The sequence below is a fragment of the Paraplanobispora takensis genome, from assembly GCF_016863195.1.
GTDB lineage: Bacteria > Actinomycetota > Actinomycetes > Streptosporangiales > Streptosporangiaceae > Planobispora > Planobispora takensis.
The window spans coordinates 13,709-35,612 of the sequence record NZ_BOOK01000058.1 but is presented as its reverse complement, the minus strand read 5'-3'; the positions used below and the strand labels follow the sequence as shown (position 1 = coordinate 35,612).

Sequence of the window (21,904 nt, the reverse complement as noted above, 5' to 3'; positions counted from 1 at the left end):
CGTCCCACATCGTGGAGACGCCCGTCGCCCATGCGTCGGATATTTCATACTTTGATAAGCGATGACCGAGATGATCGGGATGTTTCTGTGACTCAGCGAAGCGAGCGGGACGGCGGCCACGCCGCGACCGCGGTCCTCGTGCTGGAGGACGGCCGCGTCTTCCACGGCACGCCGTACGGCGCCGAGGGTGAGACCTTCGGCGAGATGGTCTTCAACACCGGCATGACCGGCTACCAGGAGACCCTCACCGACCCCTCCTACCACCGCCAGATCGTCGCGATGACGGCGCCGCACATCGGCAACACCGGCGTCAACGACGAGGACCCCGAGTCCTCCCGGGTCTGGGTGGCCGGATACGTGGTCAGGGAGCCCGCCCGCGTCTCGTCCAACTGGCGGGCGAACCGCTCCCTGGACGACTATCTGAAGGAGCACGGCGTCGTCGGGATCGCGACCCCCGGGACCCGCGCCCTCACCCGCCACCTGCGCGAGCGCGGCGCCATGCGCGCCGGCATCTTCTCCGGCGAGGCCCTGGCCCCGGTCGGGGAGCTGGTGGAGCGGGTGCGCCGCAGCCCCGCGATGGAGGGCTCCGACCTGGCCGGGCAGGTCTCGGCCGCCGAGCCGTACGTGATCCCCGCCCTGGGCGAGAAGAAGTACACCGTGGCGGCGGTGGACCTGGGCATCAAGTCCATGACCCCGCACCGGATGGCCGAGCGCGGCTGCGAGGTGCACGTGCTGCCCGCCACCGCCACCGCCGAGGACATCCTCGCGCTCGACCCCGACGGCGTGTTCTTCTCCAACGGCCCCGGCGACCCGGCCACCGCCGACGACGCGGTGACGGCGCTGCGGGGCGTGCTGGACGCCGGCAAGCCGTTCTTCGGCATCTGCTTCGGCAACCAGATCTTCGGCCGGGCCCTGGGCCTGGGCACCTACAAGCTGCGCTACGGGCACCGCGGGGTCAACCAGCCGGTCCAGGACCGCCGCACCGGCAAGGTGGAGATCTCCGCGCACAACCACGGCTTCGCCGTGCGGGCGCCGCTGGAGGGGACCTTCGAGACGCCGTACGGCCCCGCGGAGGTCAGCCACGTCAACCTCAACGACGACTGCGTCGAGGGCCTGCGGCTGATCGACCGGCCCGCCTTCAGCGTGCAGTACCACCCCGAGGCCGCGGCCGGCCCGCACGACTCGGCGAGCCTGTTCGACGACTTCTGCCGTTTGATGGAGGAAAAGGGTGCCTAAGCGTACGGACATCCAGTCGGTCATGGTGATCGGCTCCGGGCCGATCGTGATCGGGCAGGCCTGCGAGTTCGACTACTCCGGCACCCAGGCCTGCCGCGTGCTGCGCGCCGAGGGCTTCCGGGTGATCCTCGTCAACAGCAACCCGGCGACGATCATGACGGACCCCGAGTTCGCCGACGCCACCTACGTCGAGCCGATCACCCCGGAGATCGTCGAGAAGATCATCGCCAAGGAGCGGCCCGACGCGCTGCTGCCCACCCTGGGCGGTCAGACCGCGCTCAACACCGCGATCGCCCTGCACGAGGCGGGCGCGCTGGCCCGGTACGACGTCGAGCTGATCGGCGCCGACGTGGACGCCATCCAGGCGGGCGAGAACCGCGAGCGGTTCAAGGAGATCGTCGCCAAGGTCGCCGCCGAGCACGGCCTCAACGCCGAGTCGGCCAAGTCCGTCATCTGCCACACCATGGACGAGTGCCTGGCCGCGGTGGGGGAGCTGGGCTACCCGCTGGTCGTGCGGCCCTCCTTCACCATGGGCGGCGTCGGCTCGGGCTTCGCGCACAACGAGGAGGACCTGCGCCGCATCGCCGGGGCGGGCCTGGACGCCTCGCCGACCACCGAGGTGCTCCTGGAGGAGTCCATCCTCGGCTGGAAGGAGTACGAGCTGGAGGTCATGCGCGACAAGGCCGACAACGTCGTCATCGTCTGCTCCATCGAGAACCTCGACCCGATGGGCGTGCACACCGGCGACAGCGTCACCGTGGCCCCCGCGCTGACCCTCACCGACCGCGAGTACCAGAACATGCGCGACGTCGCCATCGCGGTCATCCGCGAGGTCGGCGTGGACACCGGCGGCTGCAACATCCAGTTCGCGGTCGACCCGCGCACCGGCCGCATGATCGTCATCGAGATGAACCCGCGCGTGTCGCGCTCCAGCGCGCTGGCCTCCAAGGCCACCGGCTTCCCGATCGCCAAGATCGCGGCCAAGCTCGCCATCGGCTACACCCTCGACGAGATCCCCAACGACATCACCCGCGAGACCCCGGCGTCCTTCGAGCCCGCGCTCGACTACATCGTGGTCAAGGTGCCGCGCTTCGCCTTCGAGAAGTTCGCCGGGGCCGACCGGACGCTGACGACCCACATGAAGTCGGTCGGCGAGGCCATGGCCATCGGCCGGTCCTTCCCCGAGGCCCTGCAGAAGGCGCTGCGCTCGCTGGAGAAGAAGGACGCGGCCTTCTCCTGGGCCGGCGAGCCCGGCGGCAAGGACGAGCTGCTGGCCGCCTGCCGTACGCCGCACGACGGCCGCCTGCGCACCATGCAGCAGGCCATCCGCGCCGGGGCGACCCCGCAGGAGCTGTTCGAGGCCACCGCGGTCGACCCGTGGTTCCTGGACCAGCTGTTCGCGATCGACGAGGTCGCCGCGGAGCTGCGCGAGGCGCCCCAGCTCGACGCCGAGACGCTCACCGGCGCCAAGCGGTACGGCTTCAGCGACGTGCAGATCGCCGAGATCCGCGGCACGGACGAGGCCCGCGTGCGCGACCTGCGCCACGCGCTGGGCGTGCGCCCGGTCTACAACACCGTCGACACCTGCGCCGCCGAGTTCGCCGCGCAGACGCCGTACCTCTACTCCACCTACGACGAGGAGACCGAGGTCCCCTACGGCGAGCGCCCGAAGGTCCTCATCCTCGGCTCCGGGCCCAACCGGATCGGCCAGGGCATCGAGTTCGACTACGCGTGCGTGCACGCCTCGTTCGAGCTGTCGTCGGCGGGCTACGAGACCGTCATGGTCAACTGCAACCCCGAGACGGTCTCCACCGACTACGACACCTCCGACCGGCTCTACTTCGAGCCGCTCACCCTGGAGGACGTGCTGGAGGTCGTCCACGCCGAGCAGCAGACCGGCCCGGTGGCGGGCGTCATCGTGCAGCTGGGCGGGCAGACCCCGCTCGGCCTGGCGCAGGCGCTCAAGGACGCCGGGGTGCCGATCGTCGGCACCTCGCCGGAGTCCATCCACCTGGCCGAGGAGCGCGGCGCGTTCGGCCGCGTGCTGGCCGAGGCCGGGCTGCCGGCGCCCAAGCACGGCACCGCGGTGACCGAGCAGGAGGCGCTGGAGATCGCCGCGGAGATCGGCTACCCGGTGCTGGTGCGCCCCAGCTACGTGCTGGGCGGCGCGGGCATGGCGATCGTCTACGACGACGAGACCCTGGTCACCTACATGGCACGGGCGGGCGCGACCGCCGACCGTCCCGTGCTGGTGGACAAGTTCCTCGACGAGGCCGTCGAGATCGACGTGGACGCCCTGTTCGACGGCGAGGAGCTGTATCTCGGCGGTGTGATGGAGCACATCGAGGAGGCCGGCATCCACTCCGGCGACTCGGCGTGCTCGCTGCCGCCGATGACGCTCGGCGGATACGACATCAAGCGCATCCGCGCCGCCACCGAGGCCATCGCCCGGGGGGTGGGCGTGCGCGGCCTGCTCAACGTGCAGTACGCCATGTCGGCCAACATCCTGTATGTGCTGGAGGCCAACCCGCGCGCCAGCCGTACCGTGCCGTTCGTCTCCAAGGCCACGGCGGTGCCGCTGGCCAAGGCGGCGGCCCGGGTGATGATGGGCGCGACGGTCGCGCAGCTGCGCGCCGAGGGCATGCTCCCGGCCGAGGGCGACGGCGGCACCCTGCCGCTGGACGCGCCGATCGCGGTCAAGGAGGCGGTGCTGCCGTTCAACCGCTTCCGCGGGGTGGACATCGTGCTGAGCCCGGAGATGCGCTCCACCGGCGAGGTCATGGGCATCGACGAGTTCTTCGGCACGGCCTACGCAAAGTCGCAGGACGCCGCCTACGGCGCGCTGCCGACCAAGGGACGGGCCTTCGTCTCGGTGGCGAACCGGGACAAGCGTGCGATGATCTTCCCGGTGAAGGCCCTGGCCGACCTCGGCTTCGAGATCCTGGCGACCGAGGGCACGGCCGAGGTGCTGCGCCGCAACGGCGTCCGTGCCAAGATCGTGCGCAAGCAGAGTGACGGTACGGGGCCCGACGGTGAGCCGACGATCGTCGGGCGCATCCTGGAGGGCGAGGTGGATCTCATCGTGAACACGCCCTTCGGCAGCCCCGGTCAGTCCGGGCCGCGGCTGGACGGCTACGAGATCCGCACCGCGGCCGTGCTGCGGGGGATCCCCTGCATCACGACCGTCCAGGGACTCGCCGCGGCCGTCCAGGGCATTCAGGCCATCGTGCGCGGTGACATCGGCGTACGGTCGCTCCAGGAGCACGCGGAGCGGTTGAGGCGAGGAGTGAGCGGAGCGGGCGGCGAAGGATGAGCCGGCCGCGGAGTGAACGACGAACCGAACGCGACCACGGACACAGCGGTTGAGGCGAGGAGTGAACGACGAACCGAACGCGACCACGGACACAGCGGTTGAGAGGATGACGCCCCCCAAGCGGAGGTGAGGGAGACGCCTGTTACCCCGGTACAGGTCACGGGCACGGTGCTGACGACGCGGCAGGTCGACGCCTACCACGCGCTGACCGTCGTCGCGCCCGGCATCGTCGAGCGGTTCCGCCCCGGCCACTTCGTGGGAGTGGCCGTCGGCGGGCCGCACACGTCCATGCTGACGCGCCGCGCCTTCTCCATCCACGACGTCAAGCCCGACTACGGCGGCACCGTGGAGTTCGTCTTCGCCGTCAACGGCCCCGGCACGGCCTGGCTGGCCGGGCGCCGCGCCCGCGACACGCTGGACCTGGTCGGCCCGCTCGGCCGGCCGTTCCCGCTGCCGCGGGACCCGGTCAACTGCGTCATGGTCGGCGGCGAGTACGGCTCCGCCATGCTCTTCGCCGTCGCCGACGCCCTCCAGCGGCGCGGCTGCCGCGTCGACTTCGTGCTCGGCGCGGCCTCGGCCGACCGGGTGTTCGGCGCGATGCGCGCCCGCAGGATGGGGGAGACCACCACCCTGACCACCGAGGACGGCTCGCTGGGCATGCGCGGCAGGGTGACCGACGTGCTGCCCGGCGTGATCGCCGACGTGCGGGCCGACGCCGTCTACGCCTGCGGGCCGATGGAGATGCTGCGCGGGGTGACCGACGTGGCGGTCGAGTTCGACATCCCGGTCCAGGTGGCCGTGGAGGAGCGGATGGCCTGCGGGATCGGCGTGTGCATGACGTGCGTGCTGCCGGTCATCGGCGACGACGGGGTCACCCGGATGGTGCGCTCGTGCGTGGAGGGCCCGGTCTTCCGGGGTGAGCGTGTCCGCTTCGACGATGTGGGAACGATCCCGTTCGACGCGCTCGGAGCGCCCGGCGGAGGATCGCGGAATGTCGGTTGACATGCGGACGTACCTGGGGCACGTGGAGCTGGCCAACCCGGTCGTGACCGCCGCGGGCTGCGCGGGGTCCGGCGCCGAGCTCGCCCAGTTCTTCGACCTGGGCAGGATCGGCGCGCTGACCACCCGGTCGATCACGATGGCCCCCAGGGCGGGCCGGCCGACCCCCAGGATGGCCGAGACGCCCTCCGGGCTGCTGAACGCCGTGGGGCTGCAGGGGCCCGGCGTGGACGCCTTCCTGGCGCGTGAGCTGCCCTGGCTGGCCCAGCGCAACATCAGGACCGTGGTCTCCATCGGCGGCGGCACCGTGGCCGAGTACACCGCGCTGGCCCGCAGGCTCAACGACGCCCCCGGCGTGGCGGCCGTGGAGGTCAACCTGTCGTGCCCCAACATCGAGGACCGGGGGCGGGTCTTCGCGCGCGACGGCGCGGCCTCGGCCGAGGTGATCGCCTCGGTGCGCGCGGTGATGCGCTACGACGTGCCGGTGGTGGCCAAGCTCTCCCCGGACACGGCCGACATCGTGACCGTCGCCCGCGCGTGCGTGGACGGCGGCGCCGACGCGCTGTCGATGATCAACAATCCGCTCGGCATGAGCATCGACACCGAGACCATGCTCCCCTCGCTCGCCGCGGGCACCGGGGGGCTGTCGGGGCCCGCCGTGCGGCCGCTGGCCGTACGCTGCGTGTGGCAGGTCCGCGCCGCGCTGCCGACCGTGCCCATCATCGGCATGGGAGGCGTGCTGACGGGCAGGGACGCCTTCGAGTTCATCCTCGCCGGGGCCTGTGCCGTCGCTGTGGGCACCGCGCTGTTCCACGACCCCTACGCCTGCCTGCGCGTCCTGCGCGAGCTGGAGGAGCTCGTGGCGGCGCGGGGATACACCCGGCTGGCCGACGTGATCGGGCTGGCCCACCGCCCGCCGGGGGCGACCACCCGGCACCGCACGGATTTCGAGGAGAGCCCGCTGTGACTCCCGCCCCCATCGCCGTCGCCCTGGACGCGCCCGACCTGGAGACCGCAGCCCGCTGGGCGAGCCTGGTGACCCCGCACGTCAGCACCGTCAAGGTGGGGCTGGAGCTGTACCTGCGCTACGGGCCGGACGTGATCGCCTCGGTGCGCGGGGCGAGCGGCGTGCAGGTGTTCCTCGACCTGAAGCTGCACGACATCCCCAACACCGTGGCCGGCGCGGCCAAGGCCGTGGCACGGCTCAAGCCCGCCATCCTGACCGTCCACGCGGCCGGAGGGCCGGCCATGATCCGCGCGGCGGTGGACGCGGCCCCCGCCACCCGGATCGCGGCGGTGACGGTCCTGACGTCGCTGTCGGAGGCCGACATGGAGCGTACCGGCCTGGCGGGGCCGCCGGGCGACGCCGTACGCCGCCTGGCGGTCCTGGCCGTGGAGGCGGGTGCCCAGGCGCTCGTCTGCTCCCCCCAGGAGGTGGCCGCGGTGCGCGCGGAGGTCGGCCGGGACATCACCTTGATCACTCCCGGGGTCCGCCCGGCCGGGAGCGAGAGTCAGGACCAGGCGAGGGTGGCGACCCCGGAACGCGCCTTCGCCGACGGGGCCGACCTTCTGGTGATCGGCCGCCCGATCACCGGCTCGGCGGACCCCGGCGCGACGGCCGCGGGCATCGCCGCGGCGCTCCGCCGGGTCTCCGCGGCGGCCCGCCCGGGTGTGTGATCTACGTCGCTGCGAACGCTGAGTTGAACGTCATTTGATCCACAGGTGGCGACATGCCGGGCACACAGCGTGAAGAACTGGGATTTTCCTGGGAAGAAATGGGCCTTGACGTTGCTTGAAGCGCCATGACCAGCTAGTTTCCCTTCCCGTCCGAGTACATCGACAGGAAATTCGAGGTGACCCGGCGTGGCTCTTCCTCCCCTTACCCCTGAGCAGCGCGCCGCAGCCCTAGAGAAGGCTGCAAAGGCCCGCCGAGAGCGTGCCGAGGTCAAGAACCGCCTGAAGCACGGTGCGGTCTCTCTGGCCGAGGTGCTCAAGGATGGGCAGGCCGACGACGTCATCGGCAAGATGAAGGTTTCGGCCCTTCTGGAATCGCTCCCCGGCGTGGGCAAGGTCCGCGCCAAGCAGCTCATGGAGCGACTGGGCATCGCAGAGTCCCGTCGCGTGCGGGGCCTGGGCGCCAACCAGCGTGCCTCCCTTGAGCGTGAGTTCGGCGGAGCCGAGAGCTAGTCTCGGTTCCGTACCAGCACGTTCGCCCGCATCGCGGGGAAGAAACACGGGGGTTCGGAGTGACCGGAACGTCGCGGCCCGACGAGAGTCGGGCTCCGCAGGAGACCGCGGCGAGCGGATCCGGTGGCTTCCCTCCTCCGGCCGGAGACCCGGAGAAGGCCTCGGCCTTCACCGGGCCCGGCAGGCGCCTGACGGTCCTGTCCGGGCCGTCGGGCGTCGGCAAGTCCACGGTCGTCGCCGAGCTTCGGCGGGCACACCCCGAGGTGTGGCTGTCGGTCTCGGTGACCACCAGGAAGCCCCGCCCGGGGGAGACCCACGGGATCGAGTACTTCTTCGCCGGCGACGAGGAGTTCGACGGCCTCATCGCCTCCGGGGAGCTCCTGGAGTGGGCCGAGTTCGCCGGCAACCGCTACGGCACGCCGCGCACGCCGGTCCTGGAGAAGCTCGCCGCCGGGGTGCCCACGCTGCTGGAGATCGACCTGCAGGGGGCGCGCCAGGTCCGCGCCACCATGCCGGAGGCGCTGCTGGTCTTCCTGGCCCCGCCGAGCTGGGAGGAGCTGGAGAAGCGCCTGCGCGGCCGCGGCACCGAGCCGGAGGACGTCATCGCCCGGCGCCTGGCCGCGGGCCGGATCGAGATGGCCGCCGAGAAGGAGTTCGACCTCACCCTGGTGAACACGTCCGTCCAGGACGTATGCCATCGGCTGATAGCCTTGATGGCCGATGCTCCCGAGGCTTCGCGCCCCGGACGTTCACCTAGCTAGGGGAAAACACAACGTGGCAAGCAACGCCGCCTACGCAGAAGGCATCACCAACCCGTCGATCGACGCGCTGCTGGAGATCGTCGACAGCAAGTACAGCCTTGTGATCTTCGGATCCAAGCGCGCCCGCCAGATCAACGCCTACTACTCCCAGCTCGGCGAGGGCCTGCTGGAGTACGTCGGCCCGCTGGTGGAGACCCACGCCCAGGAGAAGCCGCTGTCCATCGCGCTGCGCGAGGTCGCCGAGGGCCTGCTCACCTCCGAGCCCATCGAGGGCTAGTCCCGCCGATGGGCTCCACCGACGGCGACACGCCCGGGAAGCCGAACGTCGTCCTCGGCGTGAGCGGGGGCATCGCCGCCTACAAGGCGTGTGAGCTGCTGCGCCTGTTCACCGAGTCCGGACACGACGTCCGGGTCGTCCCGACCGCCCAGGCGCTCCGCTTCGTGGGCGAGCCCACCTGGGCCGCGCTCTCCGGCAACCCGGTCAGCGCCGACGTGTGGGACGACGTGCACGAGGTGCCGCACGTCCGCATCGGCCAGGGCGCCGACCTGGTGGTGGTGGCCCCCGCCACCGCCGACGTGCTGGCCAAGGCCGCCCACGGGCTGGCCGGAGACCTGCTGACCAACACCCTGCTCACCGCGCGCTGCCCGGTGGTGTTCGCCCCGGCGATGCACACCGAGATGTGGGAGCACCCGGCGACCCAGGCCAACGTGGCCACCCTGCGCGAGCGCGGCTCCATCGTCCTGGACCCCGCCGTGGGCCGGCTGACCGGCGCGGACACCGGCCGGGGACGGCTGCCCGACCCGGTGGAGATCTTCGAGGTGTGCCGACGCGTCCTGGCCGGGCGCGCCCTCGACCTCGCCGGCCGCCACGTGGTCGTCTCCGCGGGGGGCACCCGCGAGGCCATCGACCCGGTCAGGTTCATCGGCAACCGCTCCTCGGGCCTGCAGGGATACGCCCTGGCCCGTACGGCCGCCGCCCGCGGCGCCCGGGTCACCCTGGTCGCCGCCAACGTCGCGCTGCCCGACCCCGCCGGGGTCGAGGTGGTCAGGGTCGAGTCGGCCCTGCAACTGCGCGAGGCCGTGATGGAGGCGGTCCGGGACGCCGACGCCGTGGTCATGGCCGCCGCCGTCGCCGACTTCCGTCCCGCGGCCCGGAGCGACTCGAAGATCAAGAAGACCTCGGCCGAGCCCGACGCCGTTCACCTGGTGAAGAACCCGGACATCCTGGCCGAGCTGGGGGAGCACCGCCGCGAGGGCGTGAAGCCGTACCCCGAGGTGATCGCGGGATTCGCCGCGGAGACCGACGACGTCCTGGCCAACGGCCGGGCCAAGCTCGCCCGCAAGGGCTGCGACCTGCTCGTCGTGAACCAGGTGGGGGAGAACCTCGCCTTCGGCACCCCCGACAACGCGGCCGTGGTCCTGGTCGCGGACGGCGACCCGGTGGAGATCCCGCGCGGGCCGAAGGACGCGCTGGCCGACGTGGTCTGGGACCTGGTCGCCGCCCGCCTCGACCGCCCGGCCTGACGCCCCCGCGGGGTGCCCGTACGGCGGGCCCCCGGGGGGCCGGCGGCACGGCGGCCTCCTCCGGGAGGGCCTCCCGGATCGCCTCCCGCAGGGGCCGCGTCTGCGGGCGCTGCCCGGTTCCGGCTCTCCGGACGCTGTCCGGTTCCGGTCATCCGCCCGGCGGGTTTCCCCCGGTCCGGAGGTTTCCGCCGCACAGAGATCCGTGAGACGCACTCCTGATCCGCTTGCCGGAGATCCCCGGCCGACGGATACTGCGTGCGGAGTGACCTGGAACGTTGTACCAGGGGGTCTGATCATGCCGGTTCCGGGTGCCGTTTGGGCGCGTTGCCGCGCCCTCCTTCCGCCAGGACAGGAGATCCGCTACATCCTGCCCGCGCTGTCGGTGGGCTCGCCGGGGATGGCGACCTTCCTGATCGTGGTCACCGACCAGGCGATCTCCGTGCTGTCGACCAAGTTCTTCGACCGCGACGTGCCCACGTCCATCTACGCCACCCACGCCCGGCGGACCCGGCTGGGCCCGGTGGAGTTCTCCACGGGTGCGGCGATCGACCTCGGCGGCATGGTGTTCGAGATCGACGACGAGTACGGCGCGGTGGTGCGCGCGGCCGACGCGGAGGTCTTCGCGCCGGAGACGCTGCCGGCCGACCCGCTGCCCGATCTGTGAGCGCGCCCGCGGGGGTACCTTCGAGGGTGCTGGAATTCGAGACGGTTTCGCAACGCCGCTCCTGGTGGGGCTAGACTTCGGCGGAACGCTGCCGTGTCCCCGCACCGCAGCCCCAGTCGCCAGCAGCCGCTGCATGAGGAGCCCTGACTTGTCCCGTCGCCTTTTCACCTCCGAGTCGGTCACCGAGGGCCACCCGGACAAGATCGCCGACCAGATCAGTGATGCGATTCTCGACGCCATGCTCAAGGGCGACCCCAAGAGCCGGGTCGCGGTCGAGACGCTCATCACCACCGGTCAGGTCCACGTCGCCGGTGAGGTGACGACGGAGACCTACGTCGACATCCCCGGCATCATCCGGGAGAAGATCCTCGAGATCGGCTACGACGCCTCGCACAAGGGCTTCGACGGCGCGTCCTGCGGTGTCTCGGTGTCCATCGGCGCCCAGTCGCCCGACATCGCCCAGGGCGTCGACGACGCCTACGAGCACCGCGAGGAGGGCGACGACGACGAGCTCGACCGCCAGGGCGCCGGTGACCAGGGCCTGATGTTCGGCTACGCGACGAACGAGACCCCCGAGCTGATGCCGCTGCCGATCCAGCTCGCGCACCGCCTGGCCGAGCGCCTGTCGCAGGTCCGCAAGGACGGCACCGTCCCCTACCTGCGTCCCGACGGCAAGACCCAGGTCACCATCGAGTACGACGGCGACAAGCCGGTCCGCCTCGACACGGTGGTCGTCTCCACCCAGCACGCGGCCGAGATCGACCTCAAGGAGATGCTCGCGCCCGACATCAAGGAGCACGTGGTCGACCCGGTGCTCGCGGGCGTCGACCTGGACACCGAGGGCTACCGCCTGCTGGTCAACCCGACCGGCCGCTTCGAGATCGGCGGCCCGATGGGCGACGCCGGCCTGACCGGCCGCAAGATCATCGTCGACACCTACGGCGGCATGGCCCGCCACGGCGGCGGCGCCTTCTCCGGCAAGGACCCCTCCAAGGTCGACCGCTCGGCCGCCTACGCGATGCGCTGGGTCGCCAAGAACATCGTGGCGGCCGGTCTGGCCGACCGCGCCGAGGTCCAGGTCGCCTACGCCATCGGCAAGGCGCACCCGGTCGGCGTGTTCGTCGAGACCTTCGGCACCGAGAAGATCCCGGTCCTGACGATCCAGGAGGCCGTGCTGAAGGTCTTCGACCTGCGCCCCGCCGCGATCATCCGCGACCTCGACCTGCTGCGCCCGATCTACTCGGCGACCTCCGCCTACGGCCACTTCGGCCGCAAGGACTTCGCCTGGGAGGCCACCGACCGCGCCGAGGCCCTGCGCGAGGCCGCCGGTCTCTGACCCGTCACGGGTTCTCCGTCCCCGCCGGCGCCGCGCACGAGCGTGACGCGGTGCCGGCGGGACCTCAGGCGTGCGCGGCGCCCGCCAGGATGCCTCCGTACTGGATGGCCACCAGGTCGCGGATGGGGATCGTCTCCCCGGGAGTCTCCGCGTCGGCCTCGGCGCACCAGGCCGCGTAGACCTCGGCCAGCCTCCGCGTGCACTTGCGCACCGCCGCGGTGCCGTTGCCGATGGCCAGCTCGCCCTCCAGCGCGCGCAGCAGCATGCCGCCGAACCTGAGGCGGGCGCTGTGCGTGGTCTCCCGGCACGACTGGCGCTCGGCCACGGTCGCGGGCCGGTCGTTGCCCGGCTCGTCGGCGCGCTGCTCGGCCGCCGCGGCCATCTCGGAGAGCAGGGGGACGAAGAACCTGCTGGCCCGGATGAACGGCGAGCGGGCCGTCAGGTCGCCCGCCACCGCGCTCATCGTCCCGTCGAGCACGGCGAAGGTCTCACGCAGGTGCGCGGCCTGGGCGCGGATCAGCTCGTCGTAGGCGGCGCCCGCCGGCGAGCGGTCGCCCGCCGCGGGGTCGCGCCAGTAGGGCAGCTCGGCGGTCAGGGAGAGCGTGCCGTACCGGGCGGCGTAGGAGTCGCTGGCCCCGCCGCCGATCTGCTCGGCCGCGTCCTGCCCCAGCGCCTCGACGTAGTCGTAGAAGTCCTCCATGCGCGGGGTCAGATAGACGGCCTCGTCCAGTTCCCGTACCGAGGGGTGCTCGGGCTCGCCCGCGTGCAGCGGCACGCCGTACCGGCCGGGCAGGGCCCGCAGTACGGCGTGCAGCGCGGGCACCGGGCGGCTGAGATAGAAGAACGCCCCGCCCATCTCGCTGTTGTGCAGGGTGGTCATGAACGACGGGCGGGTCTCGTCGATCAGCCGCATCAGCGCCAGCGTCTCGGGCATCACCCGGTCGAAGTAGGCGCGCTTGTAGGCGAAGGGGAAGGTCCACTCGACCTGCTCGTCGCCCGCGGGCCGGTAGAAGTGCCGGCCGTAGCGGGTCTTGGTGAACGGCCCGGCGAACCACCCCTCGTTGAGCCGCGTCCCGTCCGGGTCCAGGCACCCCACGATGTGCCAGGTGTGCCCGGTGGAGCGCAGCAGCGCGGGGTCCCGGCACAGCCGGGTGGCCAGATGGACGACGGTGAGGCCGCCGATCGGCTCGTTGGGATGCGGCATGGCGCCGACCAGCGCGTGACGCGGCCCGCCGCCCACCGTCAGGCAGAGGATGGGCTCGCCCAGCCGGGAGGTGCCCACGCGGCGCAGCGAGGCGATGCGGGAATGGCCGGCGGCCAGCCGGGTGAGGGCGGCCGCGATCTCGTCCACCGTGGCGAAGCGGTCGTAGTCGGGGACGGAGTCGAGCTCCTCCTGGAGTGCGGGATCGATCACCCTCCCAGTGTGCCGACCACCCCTCGGCGATCGGTCCCCCGCCCCCGATCTAGGGTCGCCTCCATGGCTTCCTTGCTGCTGCGCAACGCGCGGATGGGTCCCGGCGGGCCGATCCGCCACGTCCTGGTCGACGGCGGGCGGATCGCGGAGGTGAGCCCCGAGCCGCCGGACTGCGACGAGTCGGTGGACGTCGAGGGGTGCACCGTGCTGCCCGGCCTGTGGGACGCGCACGTGCACTCCCGGCAGTGGGCCCAGGCCCGGCGCAGGATCGACCTGGGCTCCGCCCGCTCGGCGCGGGAGGCGGCCGGGCTGGTGGCCTCGCGCGCCGACCCGTCCGGGATCACGACCGGGTACGGCTTCCGCGACGCCCTGTGGCCCGACACTCCGGACAAGGCGCTGCTGGAGGCGGTGGCGCCCGGCCGGGCGATGGTCCTGATCAGCAACGACCTGCACACCGCGTGGTTCAGCCCCGCCGCGCTGGCCGTGGTCGGCCGCGGCGGGCATCCCACCGGGGTGCTGCGCGAACAGGACTGCTACAGCGCGATGGCGGAGCTGCCCCCGCCGCCGCGGCAGGAGCTGGACCGCTGGGTGGCCGAGGCCGCCACGGCCGCGGCGGCCAGGGGCGTGGTGGGCCTGCTGGACTTCGAGTTCGCCGACAACCTCACCGAATGGGCCCGGCTGGCGGGGGAGCGGCGGATCGACGTGCGGGTGCGCTGCTCGATCCCGAGGGACCGGCTGGAGGAGGCGATCGGCCGGGGGCTGCGCACGGGGGACCCGGTCGGCGGGTCCGGGGGCCTGCTGGAGACCGGGCCGGTGAAGATCTTCGCTGACGGCTCCCTGAACACCAGGACCGCCTACTGCGAGGACCCCTACCCCGGCACCGGGACGCGGGGACTGCTGGAGATCCCGCCCGAGGAGCTGCGCTCCACGATGGCCCTGGCCTGGCGGCACGGGATCGTCCCCGCCGTGCACGCCATCGGGGACCTGGCGGTGGGCATCGCGCTGGACGCCTTCGAGCAGGTCGGCTGTCCCGGCAGGATCGAGCACGCCCAGCTCGTCCGCCCGCAGGACTTCCCGCGCTTCGCCCGGCCCGGGCTGGTGGCGGGCGTGCAGCCGGCGCACGCGCCCGACGACCGGGAGGTGGCCGACCGGCACTGGCACGGCAGGACCGGCCGGGCCTTCGCCTACGCGGACCTGCTGGCGGCCGGCGCCACCCTGGAACTGGGCTCCGACGCCCCGGTGGCGCCCCTCGACCCGTGGGACGGGATCGCCGCCGCCGTCGAGCGGACCGACGACGACCGCCCGCCGTGGCACCCCGAGCAGGCGATCCCGCTGGCCGAGGCCTTGGCGGCGGCGGCCGGGGGCAGGCGCGCGGTGCGGCCGGGCGACCCGGCGGACCTGGTGATCACCGAGGACGACCCGGCCCGCCTGGAGGGCGGGGCGCTGCGCCGCATGCCGATCTTCGGCACCCTGCTCGCCGGCCGGTGGACCCACCGGAGATCGTGACGCCGGACTCCTGAAAGGCACGGCGCGTCCCCGAGATGTGCGGCGGGTTCCCGGGAGGTACGGCGGGCTTCTGAGGGGCACGACGGGTCCCTGAGGGCGGCGGACGGGGGTTTTCGGGGGATCCGGGTCTTTTGCGGATGGCCGGCTCCCCCGGGCGCCGCCCGGCCGGGCAAGACCTGCTCCCGGCATCTGGTAGGACAAGTGGGTGACCCATACGAACCCCTCGGCGGATGACGGCGCCCTGCTGCCGCTGGACGCCGTCCGCGAGAGGTCCGTGCCCCCCGCGAGGAGCGCGCCCGCCAAGGGCGTGCCGGAGCCGGCCGCCACGCTGCCCGTCGCCCGGGTCGTGGTGGACACCCCGCTGCCCCACCTGGACCGGTTGTTCGACTATCTCGTCCCGGCGCCCATGGACGCCGACGCCGTGCCGGGCTGCCGGGTCCGCGTCCGGTTCGCGGGCAAGCTCACCGACGGGTTCCTGCTGGAGCGGGCCGAGACCACCGAGCACGAGGGCAGGCTGACGCGCCTGGAGAGGGTCGTCTCCCCCGAGCCGGTGCTCGCCCCCGAGATCGCCCTTCTGGCCCGCGCCGTCGCCGACCGCTACGCGGGGACCCTGGCCGACGTCCTGCGCCTGGCCGTACCGCCGCGGCACGCCAGGGTCGAGGCCGAGGCCGAGGCCGAGGGCGCGGCGCAGGGCGGCCCGCGCGCCGCCGGGCCGGAACCGGCGGCCGGCGGCCCGGTCGAGGAGGCGGCGGGGGACCCGGGGCCGTGGGCCGGATACGGGGACGGCGAGGCCTTCCTGACGGCCCTGGCGCAGGGGCGCTCGCCGCGGGCGGTGTGGACCGCTCTGCCGGGGATCGGCGAGGCCGGGCCCGAATGGCCCAGGGCGGTGGCGGTGGCCGTCAGGGAGACGCTGCGCGGCGGCAGGGGAGCCGTGGTGGTGGTCCCCGACGGCAAGGACGTGGTGCAGGCCGACGCGGCGCTGACCGCCGTCCTGGGGCCGGGCAGGCACGTGTCGCTGACGGCGGACCTGGGACCGGCGGAGCGCTACAGGCGGTGGCTGAAGGTCTCCAGGGGAGAGGTCCGGGTGGTCGTGGGCACCCGGGGGGCGGCCTTCGCGCCGGTCGGGGACCTCGGCCTGGCGGTCGTCTGGGACGACGGCGACGACCTGCACGCCGAGCGGCTGGCGCCGTACCCGCACACCCGCGAGATCCTCGCGATGCGCGCCCACCAGGGCCGCGCCGGCCTGCTCGTCGGCGGATACACCCGTACGGCCGAGGCCACCCGGCTGGTGGCCACCGGCTGGGCCGCCCCGATCACCGCGGCCCGCGAGACGGTCAGGGCCAGGGCGCCCAGGGTCCGCCCGGCCGGGGACGACGCCGAACTGGCCAGGGACGAGGCGGCCAGGGCCGCCCGGCTGCCCAGCCTCGCCTGGCGGACGCTGAAGGCGGGGCTGGAGGACGGCCCGGTGCTGGTGCAGGTGCCCCGGCGGGGATACCTGCCCGCCCTGGCCTGCCAGGGCTGCCGGGCACCGGCCCGCTGCGCCCACTGCGCGGGGCCGCTCGCGCTGCGCAACGGCCACGCCGCGCCGTACTGCCGCTGGTGCGGGCGGATCGCCGGGGCCTGGCGCTGCCCGGCCTGCGGCGCCCAGCGGGTCCGCGCGCGGGTGGTCGGCGCCCGGCGCACCGCCGAGGAACTGGGCCGCGCCTTCCCCTCGGTCCCGGTCAAGACCTCCGGCAAGGACGGCGTCCTGGCCACGGTCGGCCCGGGACGGGCCCTGGTGGTGGCCACCCCGGGGGCCGAGCCGGTGCCCGAGGGCGGTTACGCGGCCGCGGTGCTGCTGGACGGATGGGCGCTGCTGGGCCGGCCGGACCTGCGGGTCGCCGAGGAGACGCTGCGCCGGTGGATGAACGCCGCGGCCCTGGTGCGCGCCGGGGGCGAGCTCGTCGTGCTCGCCGACTCCTCCCTGCTCCCGGTGCAGGCGCTGCTGCGCTGGGATCCGGTCACCCATGCCGAACGGGAACTGGCCGACAGGACAGAACTCGGTTTCCCCCCGGCGGTGCGGATGGCCACTCTGACCGGACCTCCGGCGGCGGTCAGGGAGATGCTGAAGGAGACGGCGCTGCCGGAGGGGGCTCAGGTCCTCGGGCCCGTCCCCGTCGAGCCCTCCAAGGGCGATCAGGTGCGGGAACGCGCCATGGTGCGCGTGTCGTGGGGGGCGGGACCGGCGCTCGCCGCCGCGCTGAAAGGGGCGGCCGGGGTGCGTTCGGCACGCAAGGCGGGAGAGGTGGTCAGGGTGTGCATTGACCCCCTGGACGCCATTTGAGTTGTTTCCCCGATTCGCGGTGCTGACAGTAAGCCGTTAATTTCTCCCTGTGTCGATCGAATGGGTGAATCGGGCCGTTGACGATCTGCGTGCGTGGGGACGTGCCAACGACCTGCACGTTGACGCCGACGAAATCCGCCTGCTCTGCGACTACGCGAGCGACTACCTGGACGTGAACGAGCTGGGGGATTTCACTCCGGTCACTTTCGAGGAACTGCTGCTCGACATCTATCCGCGCAAGGTCATCGCCCCTCCGGAAAGCGCCGCCGAGACGATCGCCGCCGCCCGCACCCTCGTCGACTTCCTGCTGTCGACCGAGGAGATCGGCGGGAAGATGGCCGCCCGCATGCGCGCAACCCTCGACCGGGTCGAGCCGGAGATGCCGGCGGCCCTGGCCGACACCTCCCGCTTCGGCATGGCCAAGAGCCTGTTCAGCGCGATGGGCGCCGACACGCTGGAGCAGGACGCGCAGGTCCCGGCGATGGTGGTCGAGAGCGACGCCCCGGGCTGCGACTGCCCCGGCTGCACCCCTCTGCCCCCGGTACGGCTGGCGCCCCCCGAGACGCTCACCGAGGCCGCCCTGCGGGTGCCGCTGCTGACCGACGCCCGCCGCCTGGCCCAGTGGATGCTGGCCGGCGGGCGCACCCCGACCGCCAAAGGGCGCCTGCGCGTACGCGACGCCGCCGAGGCGACCGCCCAGCTCGACGTGCCCGACCCCGACTTCCTGTGGGACGTGGCGCTGCGGGCCGGGCTGGTCGAGCGGCAGGGCACGGCCATCTTCGACGGCGACGGGGCCGGCCCGCTGGACGTGTGGGCCGCCACGGTGGCCTTCCTCGTCGAGGGGGACACCGGCGGCGTCATCACGGGCTGGGAGATCTTCGACGGGGAGCTGTACGGCGTGTGCGACATGCTCTACCGGTTGCAGGTGCCGATGGCGATGTCCCTCGTCGAGGAGTACCTCGACGAGATCGGCCTCCTCGAAGAGGAGGAGGACCTCGACCTCGACGAGGCCGTGCGGCGGCTGACCTACTGCGGGCTGACCGAGCGGGTCCACGACGCGCTGTCGCTGACCCCGCTGGCGGTGTGGGGGCTGCGCGAGCTCTACGTCGGCATGGGCATGGAGGCACCGGAGGCCGCCGACCTGACCGGCGCCGACGCGCCGGCGCTGATCGAGGGGCTGCTGTCCGGGATGCCGCCGGAGGCGGCCGAGGCGGACATCGAGGGCTGGCTGGACCGCAGGACGCCCGGCGAGGCCGCCGCCGAGCTGCTGGCGGCGGTCGCCGGGGCGCCCTCGGTCGCCAGGGGCATCGCGGTGACGATCGTCGACCGGCTCGGCCACGAGGCCGAGCCGGCGGTCCGGGCCGCGCTGCAGGAGCCCGAGCTGCGCCCGCACGCCATCCACTGGCTGTCCTCGCGCGGCATGGCCGCCCCGAGCCTCACCGAGGACGAGGTGCTCTGGATGAGCGTGGACATGCTCGCCCTCGCGCTGCCGGCCGCCGAGGACGACCCCGAGATGTTCGCGGAGAACATGGCGGCCTCCGGCCCTCCGGCGCACGTGATCGAGGAGATGTGGCGGGTGGACCATCCCGACGTCGTGGACGTACTGGAACTGCTCGGTCGCTCTCTGCAGGATCAAAATGTGGCAAAGGCCGCACGCAAGGCGGCTTTCAAGGCACGTTCGCGCGCCATCGGCTGAGCCGTACATCCGCGGGGCTCCTGTGGAGTAAGTTTCACGGGTGGCAAAGAGCGGGAACACCGGCAACGTCTTCGACATCGGCGAGCTGAGGAGGCTGGTCGACGAGCTGGGGGCCGTGCCGCCCGAGGCGCGCGCGGCCGTGCTCGACGGGGTCGCCGCCGACGGAGACGACTGCGGGTGCCCCGGATGCGGCACCGAGGCGCTGAGCTTCCCGCCGGTCGAGCTCGCCTCAGACGACGAGCTGGCCCGCGCCGTGCCGCAGGTCCCGCTGGTGGCCGACGCCCGGCGGCTGGCCGCCTGGACCGGCACCCGCGAGGTCACCCCCGAGTGCCTGCTGCCCGACCCCTTCCTGGCCGCCGCCGAGCTGGGACTCGCCGGCCCGGACCGGGTCCACCTGCTGTGGGTGGTCGCGGTCAACACCGGCATGCTGCGCATCTCCCGCGGCACGGCCGCCCCCGGCCCCCTGAACCTGTCCGGCGGCCTGCCGTCCGCGGCGCTGCTGGAGTTCTGGGACGGGGTCGTCATGGACGTCCTGGACCGCGCCGAGGAGAGCCTGACCGGCTCGGCGGTGGTCGACGAGCACCTCGCCGAGATGCTCGCGACGATGTACGCCGTGAACGACGGGCTGTCGCACGCCACCCTGGTCAAGGGCATCCTCCAGTCGCACGAGGTGGCCTGCGAGGCCCGGCCGGCGGAGATGCGGGCGCTGGCCGTCTCCCTGCCCGGGGAGCTGGAGGCCGCGCTGGCGCTGCTGGGCTACTGCGGGCTGGTCGAGCCGACGGCGGCCGGCCGGCTCAGGCTGACCCCGCTGGGCCTGTGGGCCGTCCGCCGCGACCTGATGCGCGAGGGGCACGACGCGCCCACCGGCGCCGAGGTCGCGGTCTTCGCCGATCTCGGCGCGGCCGAGCTCGTCGAGGCGATCGCGAAGAAGGCCGCGGCCTCCAGCGCCGTCGCCGTGTGGCTGGAGGCCCGCACCCCCGAGGCCGCCGCCCGTGAGCTGATCAAGGTGGCCTGCTCCGGCGCCGCCGGCCATCGCGGCGTGGTGGGCTCGATCCTGGAGGAGCTCGGTCCCGAGGCCGAGGCCCCCCTCCGCGAGGCGCTCGCCGAGCCCGCCATGTGGCGCTACGCCGCCTCCTGGCTGCACGTGCGCGACCTGCCCGCCCCGGCCCTCACGCCGGCCGACAACATCTGGCTCACGGTCGACGCGCTCGCTTCCCGGGTCCATCTGGGGAGGACCGCCGAGGGGATGGGCGAGTTCGACGCGCTCGAACCGGGCGAGGACCTGGTCCGCATGGTCGAGGAGATGGCCCTGGCCGACCATCCCGACCGGATCGCGGTGCTCGACATGCTGGGCGCGCACCACTCCGACGCCGCCGTGGCCAAGGCCGCCCGCAAGGCCGCGATGAAGGCCCGATCCCGCCAGGCCCGTAAACTGGGGTGATTCTCTGGAAGGAGCCCCGTTGGCCATTCAGTCGATCCGCCTTTTCGGCGACCCGGTGCTGCGCACTCCCGCCGAGCCGGTGAAAGACTTCGACAAGGAGCTGCACAAGCTCGTCAAAGACCTCACCGACACGATGATGGACGCGCCCGGAGCGGGCCTGGCCGCGCCGCAGATCGGGGTCGGCCTGCGGGTCTTCACCTACTACGTCGACGACCAGCTCGGGCACCTGATCAATCCGAGCCTCGACCTGTCCGACGAGAAGGACGAGGAGGGCGAGGAGGGCTGCCTGTCCTTCCCCGGCCTGACCTACCCGACGCCCCGGGCGATCCGCGCGGTGGCCAAGGGCTTCAACATGCACGGCGAGCCCATCACGCTCGAGGGCACCGACCTGATGGCCCGCTGCTTCCAGCACGAGACCGACCATCTGGACGGCGTCCTGTTCATCGACCGGATGGACGCCCAGCAGCGCAAGCTCGCCATGAAGGAGATCCGCCAGGCCGAGTGGAGCGGGCTGGCGGCCCCCACCGTCAAGTTCTCCCCGCACGTCACCCACGGGAAGGCTCTGTAGGAACCTTGCGCCTGGTCTTCGCCGGAACTCCGGACACCGCCCTGCCCGCGCTGCGCGCCCTGCTCGACTCGCCGCGCCACGAGGTCGTGGCCGTCGTGACCCGCCCGGACGCGCCTTCGGGCCGGGGCCGCAGAGTCCATCCCAGCCCCGTGGCCGAACTGGCGGAGGAGGCGGGGCTGGAGGTCCTGCGTCCGCCGAAGGCGGGTGATCCCGCGTTCCTGGAGCGGCTGCGGGAGATCGGCCCGGACGCCTGCCCCGTGGTGGCCTACGGCGCTCTGCTGCCCCAGTCGGCGCTCGACATCCCGCGGTACGGCTGGATCAACCTCCACTTCTCGCTGCTGCCCGCCTGGCGGGGCGCCGCCCCCGTGCAGCACGCCGTCCTGCACGGCGACGAGATCACCGGCGCGAGCACCTTCCAGATCGTCAAGGAACTCGACGCGGGCCCGGTCTACGGCATGGTCACCGAGGAGATCCGCGCCACCGACACCAGCGGCGAGCTGCTGGCCCGGCTGGCCGAGTCGGGCGCCGGGCTGCTGGCGGCCACCATCGACGGGATCGAGGACGGCACCCTGGAGGCCCGCCCGCAGCCCGCCGAGGGAGTGAGCCTGGCTCCGAAGATCAACGTCGAGGACGCCCGGGTCGACTGGTCCGCCCCCGCGATGCGGGTGGACCGCCTGGTCCGCGCCTGCACTCCCGCCCCCGGCGTGTGGACCGAGTTCCGCGGCCAGCGGGTCAAGCTCGGCCCGGTACGGCCCGCGCCCGGCGCCGCCGACCTCGCCCCCGGCGCGCTGGCGGTGTCCAAGAACTCCGTCCTGGTCGGCACGGCCACCCACCCGGTCGAACTGGGCGAGGTGCAGCCGCAGGGCAAGCGCCTGATGACCGCGGGGGAGTGGGCACGCGGCGTGCGGCCCACCGACGAGGATCGGCTGGTCTGAC

Annotated in this window: 18 protein-coding genes; 17 read left to right on the top strand and 1 reads right to left on the bottom strand. The window is 73.0% G+C overall.

Annotation, left to right across the window (positions count from 1 at the left end; all coding sequences use genetic code 11):
* Positions 1-87 precede the first annotated feature (87 nt).
* The 11 genes from carA (at position 88) to metK (ending at position 12,020) form a co-directional block, all read left to right on the top strand.
* A complete protein-coding gene (carA, locus tag Pta02_RS34365) occupies positions 88-1,236 on the top strand; it encodes a glutamine-hydrolyzing carbamoyl-phosphate synthase small subunit (RefSeq protein ID WP_239131456.1) in 1,149 nt (382 codons plus the stop codon).
* Positions 1,229-4,549, top strand: a complete 3,321-nt coding sequence (gene carB, locus Pta02_RS34360; RefSeq protein ID WP_203879178.1) for a carbamoyl-phosphate synthase large subunit — start codon at positions 1,229-1,231, stop codon at positions 4,547-4,549. The genes carA and carB overlap by 8 nt, the downstream gene beginning before the upstream one ends.
* Positions 4,550-4,675: 126 nt before the next feature.
* Positions 4,676-5,551: a dihydroorotate dehydrogenase electron transfer subunit gene (locus tag Pta02_RS34355; RefSeq protein ID WP_203879177.1), complete on the top strand. Its 876-nt coding sequence runs from the start codon at positions 4,676-4,678 to the stop codon at positions 5,549-5,551.
* Positions 5,541-6,515 (top strand): dihydroorotate dehydrogenase, encoded by a 975-nt coding sequence (locus Pta02_RS34350; RefSeq protein ID WP_203879176.1) that lies wholly within the window; start codon positions 5,541-5,543, stop codon positions 6,513-6,515. The genes Pta02_RS34355 and Pta02_RS34350 overlap by 11 nt, the downstream gene beginning before the upstream one ends.
* Complete coding sequence (gene pyrF / locus Pta02_RS34345; protein WP_203879175.1) at positions 6,512-7,225, top strand: orotidine-5'-phosphate decarboxylase; 714 nt, start codon at positions 6,512-6,514, stop codon at positions 7,223-7,225. The genes Pta02_RS34350 and pyrF overlap by 4 nt, the downstream gene beginning before the upstream one ends.
* A gap of 186 nt (positions 7,226-7,411) precedes the next feature.
* The gene (gene mihF, locus Pta02_RS34340) at positions 7,412-7,735 is read left to right on the top strand and encodes an integration host factor, actinobacterial type (protein WP_203879174.1); all 324 of its coding nucleotides are present in this window, start codon (positions 7,412-7,414) and stop codon (positions 7,733-7,735) included.
* 188 nt (positions 7,736-7,923) lie between these two features.
* The gene (gmk, locus tag Pta02_RS34335) at positions 7,924-8,496 is read left to right on the top strand and encodes a guanylate kinase (protein WP_239131462.1); all 573 of its coding nucleotides are present in this window, start codon (positions 7,924-7,926) and stop codon (positions 8,494-8,496) included.
* Between the two features lie 13 nt (positions 8,497-8,509).
* The gene (gene rpoZ, locus Pta02_RS34330) at positions 8,510-8,773 is read left to right on the top strand and encodes a DNA-directed RNA polymerase subunit omega (RefSeq protein ID WP_203879172.1); all 264 of its coding nucleotides are present in this window, start codon (positions 8,510-8,512) and stop codon (positions 8,771-8,773) included.
* Between the two features lie 8 nt (positions 8,774-8,781).
* A complete protein-coding gene (gene coaBC, locus Pta02_RS34325) occupies positions 8,782-10,020 on the top strand; it encodes a bifunctional phosphopantothenoylcysteine decarboxylase/phosphopantothenate--cysteine ligase CoaBC (protein WP_203879171.1) in 1,239 nt (412 codons plus the stop codon).
* 295 nt (positions 10,021-10,315) lie between these two features.
* Positions 10,316-10,684: a hypothetical protein gene (locus Pta02_RS34320; RefSeq protein ID WP_203879170.1), complete on the top strand. Its 369-nt coding sequence runs from the start codon at positions 10,316-10,318 to the stop codon at positions 10,682-10,684.
* Between the two features lie 148 nt (positions 10,685-10,832).
* On the top strand, positions 10,833-12,020 hold the full coding sequence (gene metK / locus Pta02_RS34315; protein ID WP_203879169.1) for a methionine adenosyltransferase: 1,188 nt from the start codon (positions 10,833-10,835) through the stop codon (positions 12,018-12,020).
* 64 nt (positions 12,021-12,084) lie between these two features.
* On the opposite strand, the gene Pta02_RS34310 is transcribed toward metK, so the two are convergent.
* Positions 12,085-13,434 carry a M14 family zinc carboxypeptidase gene (locus tag Pta02_RS34310; RefSeq protein WP_203879168.1) on the bottom strand — a complete coding sequence of 450 codons (1,350 nt, stop codon included), beginning with the start codon at positions 13,432-13,434 and terminating at the stop codon, positions 12,085-12,087.
* Positions 13,435-13,497: 63 nt separating this feature from the next.
* Between Pta02_RS34310 and Pta02_RS34305 the strand changes: the two genes are divergently transcribed.
* The 6 genes from Pta02_RS34305 to fmt all read left to right on the top strand — a co-directional run bounded on the left by Pta02_RS34305 (position 13,498) and on the right by fmt (position 21,903).
* Positions 13,498-14,940 carry an amidohydrolase gene (locus tag Pta02_RS34305; RefSeq protein WP_203879167.1) on the top strand — a complete coding sequence of 481 codons (1,443 nt, stop codon included), beginning with the start codon at positions 13,498-13,500 and terminating at the stop codon, positions 14,938-14,940.
* 205 nt (positions 14,941-15,145) lie between these two features.
* Complete coding sequence (locus Pta02_RS34300; RefSeq protein ID WP_203879166.1) at positions 15,146-17,263, top strand: primosomal protein N'; 2,118 nt, start codon at positions 15,146-15,148, stop codon at positions 17,261-17,263.
* 49 nt (positions 17,264-17,312) lie between these two features.
* Positions 17,313-18,959, top strand: a complete 1,647-nt coding sequence (locus tag Pta02_RS34295) for a hypothetical protein (protein WP_239131454.1) — start codon at positions 17,313-17,315, stop codon at positions 18,957-18,959.
* A 40-nt stretch (positions 18,960-18,999) separates the two neighbouring features.
* Positions 19,000-20,400: a hypothetical protein gene (locus Pta02_RS34290; RefSeq protein WP_203879165.1), complete on the top strand. Its 1,401-nt coding sequence runs from the start codon at positions 19,000-19,002 to the stop codon at positions 20,398-20,400.
* A 19-nt stretch (positions 20,401-20,419) separates the two neighbouring features.
* Positions 20,420-20,968, top strand: a complete 549-nt coding sequence (def, locus tag Pta02_RS34285) for a peptide deformylase (protein WP_203879164.1) — start codon at positions 20,420-20,422, stop codon at positions 20,966-20,968.
* A 5-nt stretch (positions 20,969-20,973) separates the two neighbouring features.
* Positions 20,974-21,903 carry a methionyl-tRNA formyltransferase gene (gene fmt / locus Pta02_RS34280; RefSeq protein ID WP_203879163.1) on the top strand — a complete coding sequence of 310 codons (930 nt, stop codon included), beginning with the start codon at positions 20,974-20,976 and terminating at the stop codon, positions 21,901-21,903.
* Position 21,904: the final 1 nt, after the last annotated feature.

Excerpts from the sequence above, each read along its gene's own strand:
- Pta02_RS34350 (WP_203879176.1), top strand. The coding sequence starts at position 5,541 with ATGTCGGTTGACATGCGGACGTACCTGGGGCACGTGGAGCTGGCCAAC.
- coaBC (WP_203879171.1), top strand. The coding sequence starts at position 8,782 with ATGGGCTCCACCGACGGCGACACGCCCGGGAAGCCGAACGTCGTCCTC.
- Pta02_RS34320 (WP_203879170.1), top strand. The coding sequence starts at position 10,316 with ATGCCGGTTCCGGGTGCCGTTTGGGCGCGTTGCCGCGCCCTCCTTCCG.
- Pta02_RS34305 (WP_203879167.1), top strand. The coding sequence starts at position 13,498 with ATGGCTTCCTTGCTGCTGCGCAACGCGCGGATGGGTCCCGGCGGGCCG.